Source organism: Bradyrhizobium sp. (genome assembly GCF_050014615.1).
Lineage (GTDB): Bacteria > Pseudomonadota > Alphaproteobacteria > Rhizobiales > Xanthobacteraceae > Bradyrhizobium.
The window spans coordinates 1-11,739 of record NZ_JBEKCZ010000165.1 but is presented as its reverse complement, the minus strand read 5'-3'; the positions used below and the strand labels follow the sequence as shown (position 1 = coordinate 11,739).

The window sequence follows — 11,739 nt, the reverse complement described above, 5'->3', positions numbered from 1 at the left end:
ACCATCGCGCTGTTGCAGGCGCAGAAATTCATTCTCGGCCGCCGCGGCTATTCGGTGGTCGGCGGCAAATACGGCGCCCCGCGCCGCGTGGAAATGAAGAAATGGCGCTGGGCGGCGCTGGCGTTCTGTCTGCTGGTGCTGCTCAATCCGGTGTTCCTGCCGTATTTCGCGCTGTTCAACGCGGCGTTTTCACCGAACGCGACCACGCTGGTGACGCCGTCGACCTTCACGCTGCATAACATCGTGTTCGTGTTTACCGAACTGTCGTCGACCCAGCTCGCGATCAAGAACACCGTCATCCTCGGCACCGCGACCGCGACCATCGGAACGGTTCTGGCGCTGGTCATCGCCTATGTCACGACCCGCCGCGTGATCCCGGGCTCGCGAATCCTCGGCTTTCTCGCCACCGCGCCGGTGGCGGTGCCCGGAATCGTGCTCGGCGTCGGACTGTTTCTGAGCTACACGCGACCGCCGTTTGTGCTTTACGGCACGCTGTGGATCCTGCTGATCGCGTTCCTGACCATCAACCTGCCGTCGGCCTATCAACAATTGCAGGCGGCGTTCGCCACCATCCATCCCGAACTCGAGGACGCCAGCCGCATTCTCGGCGCGACCCGGCTGCAATCGCTGCTGCGGATCACCGCGCCCTTGCTGCGCACCGGCGTGATCGCGACCTGGTGTTTTATCTTCATCGGGGTGATGCGGGAGCTTTCCGCGGCGATCGTGCTGTTCACCTCGCAGACCAAGGTCATCAGCGTCTTGATCTACGATCTCAACGAAAGCGGCGACCTCGCCGCCATCTCGGTGCTGGGCATCGCGATGCTGATCATCACCTTCGCGGTGGTGCTCGCCGTCAACCGGATCCCGATGTTCGGCGCCAATGCCAGCGCGCGGCTGCGGAATGGCTGATGTTAGGCACTCGATAGACGCTGGTCATGGCCGGGCTTGTCCCGGCCATCCACGTCTTCTTTGTGCGGCACGTTCAAGACGTGGATGCCCGGCACAAGGCCGGGCATGACGGAAGAACATCTACTTGTCATCCCAGTATGGACGAAGCGGCTCGGAATGACTACCGCTCCACATCTTCAACCCGATACGCCTCCATCTGCGCCTTGAGCCGGTCGAGCGACGCCGTCGGCGCGCTGGGATCGACGAGATATTTCCCTTCCGCAAGCCATGACAGCACCTTGAGATCGATCGTGGGCGAGTGGTGGATCACGTCGGCATAATTGTTCAAATCGTGGGTGACTTCGCTGGCTTCGCGAAAATCATAGAGCTGCACATTGCGAAATGAAGTCAGCCGCCGGCTGACATAGGCGGTGAAATTGTAGACCTGCTCGAACGTTCCAGGTGACGCGTCCCGCATCGCGACCCATTGCAGGATCGAATAGGGCGGAAAGTAAATCTCGAATGTCACGCCCGGATGCGCCGCGATCAGGCCGATCGCATCGCGTTCGAAATTGCGGACCATCCGGTCATAGTCGGCACCGTCAGCCAGATAGATACTGCGAACCGGATCGGTGATGTATTTGAACGCGGCGAACGATTTTTTCGCGTTGTAGGTCCCGGCCACGTCGAAACCCGGACGCAGCACATTGATGTCATCGACCCGGTCGATCGGAAACTTGAAAATCACGCCCGTGGTCAACCAGGCCACCGGCTTCTCGATCGGCGGTATCGATCGCGCCAGGATCCAGGCCGATTCCCGCGCCATCGCCCCGCTGAACAGATAGCTCGCGACGCCTCCCAGATTTCGGCGATAGAGATCGGCCGGAAGATAGACATTCGAATCGATGCCCGGCGCGTCATGGAAGATCCAGTCGTCCATTTCCCATAGCACCATCTTAACATGGCGCTCGAGTGCAGCGGCGAGCACGAAATTCTGCTCGACCGAGGTTGAGCCGTTCAGGGACAGTTTCAGCGAATGCACGCCGAGAACCCGGTCGATATCGCTCTGCCGAAAATGCAGCGCCAACGACGTGCCCATGAACACGGTGTCGAAATCCTGGCTGCGGATCAGTCCGGCATCCTGCATCCGGCTGTCCTGCGAATACATCGCCGCGAACAGATGCGCACGCCTGAAGATCTGCAGCGGATCGACCACGAAGGTGAGCGTGACCGCGAGCAGCATGACGAGCGCGCTCGTCGCCAGAAACCGAACAAGATCTTTGGCCACGTTGCTCATCAGAACCTGAAATAGATGAATTCGCTGTGCTGCTGGATTCCGAGAATCCCGAACGCCAACACCGCCGCGGATACATAAAGGAACGCCGGCCGCCTTGACCACGCACCGAGCGTTTCTCCGACGGTTCTGTTCTTGTGGTCGTAGCCCATGATCGCCTGCGTATTCGGCGCCAACCACGCGATCCCTGCGTAGACCGCGACGAACATCATATTCGCCATTTCGGCGCGGCCGAAGCTGCCCTGCGTCGGATCGGCCATCTTCGACAGCACCGAGAGCGCCGACGCCATGCTGTCAGCACGAAAGAACACCCAGGCGACCACGACCGCGAGGAACGTCAGAACGAACGCGGCCCACTCAGCCGCGCGCGCGAAGCGGGGCGGCGCGGCGGGACCGAAATGAGTCCAGGCGTGATTGACGCAGAGATAGACGCCGTGCAGCGCGCCCCATGCCACGAAGGTCCAGGCCGCGCCGTGCCAGAGGCCGCCGAGCCCCATCGTGATCATCAGGTTGACGTAGCGCAGGACGCGCCCGTGCCGGTTGCCGCCGAGCGGGATGTAGAGATAGTCGCGCAGGAATTGCGACAGCGTCATGTGCCACCGCCGCCAGAAATCGACGATGCTGGTGGCCTTGTAGGGTGAATTGAAATTGAGCGGCAGGAAGATCCCGAACATCAGGGAGATTCCAATCGCCATGTCGGAATAGCCGGAGAAATCGAAATAGAGCTGGAACGTATAGGCCAGCGCGCCGATCCAGGCCTGCTCGAATGACGGCACCGCCTCGGGGCTGAACGCGAGCGCCACCAAGGGCTGGATGCCGTCGGCGAGACCGGTCTTCTTGAACAGGCCGATCGCGAAGATCATCAACCCGCAGAGTATCAGATGCGGGTTGGGCGATTTCGATTCCGCCGCCTCGAATTGCGGGATCATGTCCCTGTGGTGAAGGATCGGCCCCGCGATCAAATGCGGAAAATAAGTCACGAACAGCGCGTAATGCGGCAATGCGTAGCGCGCGACATTGCCCCGGTAGGCGTCGACCAGGAACGCGATCTGGGTGAAAGTGTAGAAGGAAATTCCGACCGGCAACAGGATGTGGACGCTGAGAGCCGCCCCGAAAATCGCATTGAGGTTGGCGGCCAGAAAGCCGGCATATTTGAAGGTGCCGAGCACTATGAGATCGCCGGCGACACCGATAGTGAGGACGCCAAATCGCACGCCGCCGCGCAACTGAGCCGCAATCAGCAGCCAGCCGATCAGATAATTGAACGCGATCGATGCCAGCAGCAGCGCCACGAATTGCCAGTTGCTGACCGCGTAAAACGCCAGCGACGCCAGCACCAGCCATATCACCGGCGCCAGATGACTGAACCGGCCCAGCGCGAAATAGCCGATCAAAGCAATGGGCAGAAACAGGAAAATGAAGGGGTAGGAGTTGAAAAGCATCAGTCCTTGTCCGGCGCGGGCCAAAAAGCCTAACCATACAACGTAGCGATCAACAAGCCGTGCGCGGCTCTGGCGCCATGGCGACAGTTCTGGCAATCCAGCCGCCAGACCCGATATCAACGGGGCAGACACTTTCCGCCGCAGAGAACGAGGACCGCTTGACACAACCGACCGACATCAAGGGCTCACGCCCGGCGCCCTCGGCGCCGCGCCGTCCGCATTCCTTCACCACCCACGGCATCACGGTTGTCGACGATTATGCCTGGCTGAAGGATGACAATTGGCAGGAAGTGCTGCGCGATCCGTCACTCCTGAGCGCGGATATCCGCGACTATCTGGAAGCCGAGAACGACTACACCGAAAGCCTGCTCGGCCACACCGCCGGCCTGCAGAAAACGCTGGTCAAGGAAATGCGCGGGCGGATCAAGGAGGATGATTCCAGCGTACCGGCGCCGGATGGTCCCTATGCCTATATGCGAAAATTCCGCGAGGGCGGCCAGCACGAGATGTTCGGCCGCTCCCCGCGCAACGGCGGCGCGATCGAGATCGTACTCGATGGCGACGAACTCGCGGCCCAGCACGACTACTTCAAGTTCGGCGGCGCGCGGCATTCGCCGGACCACCGGCTTGTGGCCTGGAGCGCGGATATCAAGGGCTCGGAATATTTCACCATCCGCGTGCGCGACTGGGCTGATCGCACCGACCGTGACGATGTGGTCGAGGAGACTGACGGGGCCGTGGTGTGGAGCGCGGACTCCACCGCCTTCTACTATGTGAAGCTCGACGACAACCACCGCCCGATGCAGGTCTGGCGTCATCGTTTGGGCACGTTGCAGGCCGACGATTTGCTGGTTTACGAGGAACAGGATTCCGGCTGGTTCACCCACATCCATGAAAGCAGCAGCGGGCGCTTTTGCGCGATCGCCGGCGGCGACCACGAAACCTCAGAGCAGCGCCTGATCGATCTCGCCGATCCCGACGCGCCGCCGCGCCTGATCGCGGCGCGCGAACATGGCGTGCAATATTCGGTCGGCGACCGCGGCGACGAGCTGTTCATTCTCACCAACGCCGACGGCGCCATCGATTTCAAGATCGTCACGGCACCGCTCAAGGCGCCCGAGCGCGCCAACTGGCGCGACTTGATTCCGTATCGCGAGGGTGTGTACGTGATCGATTTCGAACTTTATTCCGGCCATCTGGTGCGGCTGGAGCGCGCCAACGCCCTGCCCGCGATTATCATCCGAGATCTCAATCATGGCGAAGAGCACGCCATCGCGTTCGACGAGGCGGCCTATTCGCTCGACACCATGGGCGGTTACGAATTCGACACCACCAACATCCGGTTTGCCTATTCGTCGATGACGACGCCGTCGGAAGTCTATGATTACGACATGGCGAGCCGCGCCCGCACGTTACGCAAGCGCCAGGAAATTCCGTCCGGCCACAATCCCACCGACTACGTCACCACCCGCATCATGGCGACATCGCATGACGGCGCGCAGGTGCCGGTCTCGATCCTGCACCGCCGCGACCTCGCGCGCGATGGCACCGCGCCGCTGCTGCTCTATGGCTACGGCTCCTATGGCGCGGCGATGCCGGCGTCGTTTTCCGCCAACCGGCTGTCGCTGGTCGATCGCGGGTTTGTCTATGCGATCGCGCATATCCGGGGCGGCGCGGACAAGGGCTGGGGCTGGTATCTCGACGGCAAGCGCGAGAAGAAGACCAACAGTTTTGACGATTTCGCCGCCAGCGCGCAGGCGCTGATCGCGGCCAACTATACCGGCGCCAAACGCATCGTCGCGCATGGCGCCAGCGCCGGCGGCATGCTGATGGGCGCGGTCGCCAACCGCGCCGGCGAGTTGTTCGCTGGAATCGTCGCCGAAGTGCCGTTCGTCGACGTGCTCAACACCATGCTCGACGACACCCTGCCGCTGACGCCCCCGGAATGGCCGGAATGGGGCAACCCGATCGACAGCGCCGCCGATTTCAAGACCATCCTGTCCTATTCGCCCTACGACAATGTCGCGGCCAAGGACTATCCGGCGATCCTGGCGATGGGCGGGCTGACCGATCCGCGCGTCACCTATTGGGAGCCGGCCAAGTGGGTCGCACGGCTGCGCGCGATCATGACCGGCGGCGGCCCGGTATTGTTACGCACCAATATGGGCGCCGGCCATGGCGGCGCCTCCGGCCGCTTCAACCGGCTCGACGAAGTCGCGATCGCCTATGCGTTCGCGCTGTGGGTGGTGGGGATGGCGGCGGAGAGCGGGGTGTGAGGTCGCGGCCCGGATTGCTATCTCTGTCGTCCCTGCGAAAGCAGGGACCCATAACCACCGGCGCTTGTTACTGAGGAAGGTCTCTACCGCCATGGCCCAACCGAGACGCCGCGGCGTATGGGTCCCCGCGTTCGCGGGGACGACGAGGAGAGAGATACCCTCGCCCGCTTGAAAAGCCTACCTTCCCGTCCGCTTCCGCCACGCCGCGAAATCGGTCAGCGTCTGCTCGTCGGTGGCGGGATAGAGTCCGAAGATCGAGCGGCCCTTGCGCACTTCCTCGGTGACGAAATCCTCGAACGCGGTCATCTCGAAGGCCTCGTTGGCGATGTCGTCGGCGAGATGGGCTGGGATCACCAACACGCCATCGCTGTCGCCGAGAATGACGTCGCCGGGAAACACCGGCGCATCGCCGCAGCCGATCGGGCCGTTGATCTCGATCGCCTGGTGCAGCGTCAGATTGGTCGGCGCGCTCGGCCGCTGGTGAAACGCGGGAAAGCCGAGTTTGGCGATTTCGGCCGCGTCGCGAAAGCCGCCGTCGGTGACCACGCCGGCGACGCCGCGCTGCATCAGCCGCGTCACCAGGATGGCGCCGGCGGACGCGGCGCGGGCGTCCTTGCGGCTGTCCATCACCAGCACCGCGCCGGGCGGGCAGTCTTCGATCGCCTTGCGCTGCGGATGGGAGCGGTCGCGAAACACCTCGAGCTTGTTGAGATCCTCGCGCGCCGGCATGTAGCGTAGCGTAAACGCCTCGCCGACCAGCACCGGCTGGTCAGGACCCAACGGATGCACATCCTGAATCATCTGGATGCGAAAGCCGCGCTTGAACAAAGCGGTCGCCACCGTCGCGGTCGAGACCGTTTTCAGTTTGTTGCGGGTGGCGTCGGTCAGTTTGGTCATGATATGCCCATTCTCAGCTTGTCATTCCGGGGCGCGCCGCTTTGGCGCGAGCCCGGAATCCATAACCCCCGATCGTGGTTATGGATTCCGGGCTCAAGGCTTCGCCTTGCCCCGGAACGACGGGGGTTAGTAAATCGAAGGCTCATCGACCGGCGCACCGAAGCCGGTCTCGAGGAAATCGAAATCGCAGCCTTCATTGGCCTGCCTGATGTGTCTGGTGAACATCCAGCCATAGCCGCGTTCGAAACGGGTTTTCGGTTGTTTCCATTCGGCGCGGCGCTTTGCCAGCTCGGCCTCGGAAACATCGAGATTGATGCTGCGCCCGGCGATATCGAGCGTGATCAGGTCGCCGTTCTTCACCAGCGCCAAGGGCCCGCCAATATAGGACTCCGGCGAGACGTGCAGGATACAGGCGCCATAGCTGGTGCCGCTCATGCGCGCATCCGACAGCCGCACCATGTCGCGCACGCCCTGTTTGACCAGCTTTGTCGGGATCGGCAGCATGCCCCATTCCGGCATGCCCGGCCCTCCTTGCGGGCCCGCGTTGCGCAGGATCAGGACATGGTCGGCCGACACATCGAGGTTCGGATCGTCGATCGCCTTCTTCATCGCGGGATAATCGTCGAACACCAGCGCAGGCCCGGTATGCTTCAAGAAGCGCGGCTCGCAGGCTGAGGGTTTTATGACGCAGCCGTCGGGGGCGAGGTTGCCTTTCAGCACGGCAAGCGCGCCCTCGGCGTAGATCGGGTTTTCAACCGTCCTGATCACGTCGTCATTATAGACTTCGGCGCCGGCAATGTTCTCGCCGAGCGTCTTTCCGGTGACGGTCAGCGCGTCGAGATGCAGATGATCCCTGATCCGGCTCATCAGGCCCGGCAATCCGCCGGCATAGAAGAAGTCCTCCATCAGAAAAGTGTCTCCGCTCGGCCGGACGTTGGCGATCACAGGCACCTTGCGGCTGGCTTTCTCGAAATCGTCGAGCCCGATGTCGGCACCCGAACGGCGCGCCTGCGCGATCAGGTGAATGATCGCGTTCTCGAACGCCTTTCGGGTCTGGATTTTCCGCGGCGTCAGGTCTTCCCAGACCATATCGACGATGCGCCGGCCGCATTCGCTCGCCATGCGGATGTGGCCGGCGTCGGCGGCCGGGATCGAGGACGCCCCCGGCAAGGTCATGCCGATCGACTCGGCGATCGCGGTCATGGTCGAAGCGGTGCCCATGGTCATGCAGGTGCCGTAGCTGCGCGCGATGCCGGCCTCGACGTCGACCCAGTCCTTGTCGGAGATTTTCCCGGCCCGCCGCTCGTCCCAGTATTTCCAGGCATCGGAACCGGAGCCGAGCGTCTTGCCCTTCCAGTTGCCGCGCAGCATCGGGCCTGCCGGCAGATAGATCGCGGGCAGATTCATGCTGGTGGCGCCGAGCAGCAGCGCCGGCGTGGTCTTGTCGCAGCCGCCCATCAGCACCACGCCGTCGACGGGATGGCCGCGCAACAGCTCCTCGGCGTCCATCGCCAGCAGATTGCGATAGAGCATGGTGGTCGGCTTCAGGAACGATTCCGACAGCGACAGCGCCGGCAGTTCCATAGGGAAGCCGCCGGCCATCAGGATGCCGCGCTTGACGTCATCTACCCGGCTCTTGAAATGCATGTGGCAGGGCTGCGCATCCGACCATGTGTTGAGGATCGCGATCACAGGGCGATCCTTCCACTCCTCCGGCGCGTAGCCCATCTGCATGGCGCGCGAGCGGTGGCCGAAGGCGCGGAGGTCGTCGGGCGCGAACCAGCGCGCGCTGCGCAGCGTTTCCGGAGTTTTCTTTTCTCGCATGGCAACACCTGTTCGAGAACCCTTTAAAGGGTCATCTCACAGGCTATCCCCGGCAGGCAAGCCCCGCTTTCGTCCGGCTTTGTCGCTGGACGCGGCCCGTCATGCGATTTTACGCTCCTGCGCGCGGCCCGTTCGATCCACGACACCACCCGTCGTGTCACGCCGGTTCGGACCCCTGTAGTTCGGATCGTCCTGCTCGCGGCGATCCATTGGACCGTTGCGCAATCGGACGAAGAATTCCTGGACTTCGCTCGCGAGGCGCTCGGAGGCGCTGGATACCTTGCCGGACGCGTCGAGCACCTGGTCGGCGGAGCGGTTGGCCTCCCCGATCGCCTGGCTGACGGTCGAAATGCTCGACGCAAGCGTCTGCGAGCCTGAGGCGGCCATCTGGACGTTCTGCGAGATCTCGCGGGTTGCCGCGCCCTGCTGTTCCACCGCACTGGCGATCGCGGTCGTCACTTCGTCGATCCGGCGCATGGCCACGCCGACTTCCTTGACCGAGGCCACGGCCGCGCCGGTCGAACTCTGGATGCCCTGAACATGCTGGGCGATCTCCGTTGTCGCGTTCGCGGTCTGCCCGGCGAGCGATTTGACTTCCTGCGCCACCACGGCGAATCCCCGCCCGGCCTCGCCGGCCCGCGCCGCCTCGATGGTCGCATTGAGCGCCAGCAGATTGGTCTGCGCGGCGATCGCCTGGATCAGGTCGACTACCGAAGAGATGCTTTGCGCGGCCCGCGCCAGACCCTCGATCTCGCTCTCCGAGCGCGCCGTGACGGCGGCGGCGGAACGAACGGTCGAATTCGATAGCTCGATCTGCCGGCCGATTTCCTGAATCGAACTGGTGAGTTCCTCGGCGGCGGCGGCGACGGTCTGAACGTTGCTCGCGGTCTGTCCGGAGGCGGTGGCGGCCGAGGCCGCCTGCCTGGTCGCCTCACCGGCGACACCGGTCAGGGCTTCGGCGGTCTGGCGCATCCGTCCGGCATTTTCGCCGACGGTGGAAAGCAGCTCACCGGAGGTGGCGCGGAATTCCTCGACCGCGCTTTCCATGTTGCGATTCGCCGCATCGCGCGCCTCGACCTCGCCGGCGAAATCCTTCGCCGCCTGTTGCTGGGCGATGACGTTGTCGCGGAATTTTGCCACCGCGCCCGCCACCTGGCCGATTTCGTCGCCGCGGGCGGCAGCCTTGAACTCCACCGACGTGTCCCCTCCGGAGAGGCGCTCGGAATCCTTCACCAGTTCGGCGATCGGCCGGGTGATGGAGCGGGCGACCAGGACCGCGATGGCGATGGCCATCGCCAGCCCGGCGACGAGCAGAATCCATTGCGACAGCAGCAGGGTTTCCACGCCGTGCTCCACGCTGCGCGAGTCCTCCGCCAGCATCGCCTGCTGATTGGTCTTGATGCCGCCGGATCGCGTGCCGTCGGGCTCCTTCTTGCCGTCGAGCAGGTCGAGGATCCCGGCCGCGCGCGGCGCGGCTTCCGTGACGATAAGGTAGATGGCGGAATTCCATGCCGGCGACTGGCGAATCGCGAAGATCCTGTCCGGCTGCGGCGCGAATTCACCGTCTGTCCTGGTCAGGACATCCAGCGCGGCTGTTTGCGAGCCGGTCAGAAGTGCCTTCTGCGCCACGAGCTCGGCAAGCGCGGCCCTGAAGCCGGCCAGCGGCGGATAGAATTTTTCGCGATCAACCACGTCGCCCGACATGACATATTGTCTGAGCTGGGACCGGGCGGAAGCAAGGTAGTCGCGCCCGTCGCCGAGCAGCTTGAGCAGATGCTTGCGTTCGGGGGTTGCCTCGAGCCCGCCCTCTTCGTCGATCATTTTGGTGAGCGCGACGGACATCCTCCCGATCAGCGGCGCCGCCTCGGTCAGAAGCATTTTGGTGGCCGGAAATGCATCCGGCGTGAAGGCGATCGCCTCGGCCTTCTGCTGGGCCGCGCGGAATTCCTCGATCAGCGCCTTGGCTTCATTCCAGCGCGCCGCGTCGGCAGCGGTGAAATCCCTTGCAAGGCGATCGAACTCGGTGATGGTGCGTTCCAGCTCGATCCACATCGCCGCGCCGATCTGCTTGTCTTCCGCGCTGCCGGTAAGAAGATAGGCGCGCAGCGCGGCCATTGTCGAGTGGAGATTGCCAACCAGCTGAGTGCTCGCGATCGCCACCGGCGCGCGGAGATCGACGACCTGTTTGACGCGCGAAGAGATGCCGGACACCGCGTAGACCGTATATCCGACGGTCGCCGCCAGCACTAGGCAGATCAGCGCGAAGCCGGCCAGCAGCCGGCCGCGAATGCCGAAATTCGCGATCGATGTGAGCATGTAATCCCCCAGGTCGCCTGCCGTCGCCCTACCGGGCCTCGCGGTTCGCGAGGCCGCTTTATCACGCGAGCTTCAAGCGACTTTGCGGTTCTGCGCGTTGCCGGCGCGCCGTTGCGGGCCCTTGTAGTTCGGATCGTCCTGCTCGCGGCGGTCCATCGGGCCGTTGCGCAGCGTGATGAAGAACTGCGCGACCTGTTCGGCGAGCGTGGCGGCGGCGGTCGACACCTTGCCGGAAGCATCCAGCACATGGTCGGCGGAGCGGCTGGTTTCGCCGATCGCGGTGCTGACCGTCGAGATGCTCGAGGCCAGCGTCTGGGTGCCCGCGGCCGCCATCTGGACGTTCTGCGAGATCTCGCGGGTGGCGGCGCCCTGCTGCTCGACCGCGCTGGCGATGGCCGTGGTCACTTCGTCGATCTGGCGCATCGCCACGCCGACTTCCTTGACCGAGGCGACGGCCGTGCCGGTCGAGGTCTGGATGCCTTGAACATGCTGGGCGATTTCCTGGGTCGCCTTCGCGGTCTGCTCGGCCAGCGACTTGACCTCTTGCGCCACCACGGCAAAGCCGCGGCCGGCTTCACCGGCCCGCGCGGCTTCGATGGTGGCGTTGAGCGCCAGCAGGTTGGTCTGCGCGGCGATGGCCTGAATCAGATCCACCACCGACGAGATGCTTTGAGCGGCCTGCGCCAGACCCTCGATCTCGGTCTCCGAACGCGCGGTGACGATGCCGGCCGAACGAACGGTCGAATTCGACAATTCGATCTGACGGCCGATCTCCACGATCGAGCTGGTCAGTTCCTCGGCG

General features: G+C 63.7%; 8 protein-coding genes. 2 read left to right on the top strand and 6 right to left on the bottom strand.

Features of this window, described 5'->3' with window-relative positions; translation table 11 throughout:
- Positions 1 to 909, top strand: a 909-nt coding sequence (locus ABR948_RS22515; RefSeq protein ID WP_428122246.1) for an ABC transporter permease, incomplete at its 5' end; no start/stop codon positions are given.
- Positions 910 to 1,069: 160 nt separating this feature from the next.
- Here the strand turns inward: ABR948_RS22515 and ABR948_RS22510 are convergent.
- Together ABR948_RS22510 and ABR948_RS22505 are read right to left on the bottom strand one after the other, a co-directional pair.
- Positions 1,070 to 2,185 (bottom strand): hypothetical protein, encoded by a 1,116-nt coding sequence (locus ABR948_RS22510; RefSeq protein WP_428122243.1) that lies wholly within the window; start codon positions 2,183 to 2,185, stop codon positions 1,070 to 1,072.
- The gene (locus ABR948_RS22505; protein ID WP_428122241.1) at positions 2,185 to 3,624 is read right to left on the bottom strand and encodes an MBOAT family O-acyltransferase; all 1,440 of its coding nucleotides are present in this window, start codon (positions 3,622 to 3,624) and stop codon (positions 2,185 to 2,187) included. The genes ABR948_RS22510 and ABR948_RS22505 overlap by 1 nt, the downstream gene beginning before the upstream one ends.
- 158 nt (positions 3,625 to 3,782) lie before the next feature.
- On the opposite strand from ABR948_RS22505, the gene ABR948_RS22500 reads away from it, so the two are divergent.
- Positions 3,783 to 5,900 carry a S9 family peptidase gene (locus ABR948_RS22500; protein WP_428122239.1) on the top strand — a complete coding sequence of 706 codons (2,118 nt, stop codon included), beginning with the start codon at positions 3,783 to 3,785 and terminating at the stop codon, positions 5,898 to 5,900.
- Between the two features lie 177 nt (positions 5,901 to 6,077).
- Here the strand turns inward: ABR948_RS22500 and ABR948_RS22495 are convergent, their stop codons facing one another.
- The 4 genes from ABR948_RS22495 to ABR948_RS22480 form a co-directional block, all read right to left on the bottom strand.
- Positions 6,078 to 6,797: a ribonuclease activity regulator RraA gene (locus ABR948_RS22495; RefSeq protein ID WP_428122237.1), complete on the bottom strand. Its 720-nt coding sequence runs from the start codon at positions 6,795 to 6,797 to the stop codon at positions 6,078 to 6,080.
- A 126-nt stretch (positions 6,798 to 6,923) separates the two neighbouring features.
- Entirely contained in the window at positions 6,924 to 8,621 is a 1,698-nt protein-coding gene (gene araD / locus ABR948_RS22490) for an L-arabinonate dehydratase (protein ID WP_428122234.1), read from the bottom strand.
- Between the two features lie 99 nt (positions 8,622 to 8,720).
- The gene (locus tag ABR948_RS22485) at positions 8,721 to 10,937 is read right to left on the bottom strand and encodes a methyl-accepting chemotaxis protein (RefSeq protein WP_428122232.1); all 2,217 of its coding nucleotides are present in this window, start codon (positions 10,935 to 10,937) and stop codon (positions 8,721 to 8,723) included.
- Between the two features lie 72 nt (positions 10,938 to 11,009).
- Positions 11,010 to 11,739: methyl-accepting chemotaxis protein (locus ABR948_RS22480; protein ID WP_428122230.1), on the bottom strand; the 730-nt coding region annotated here is incomplete at its 5' end.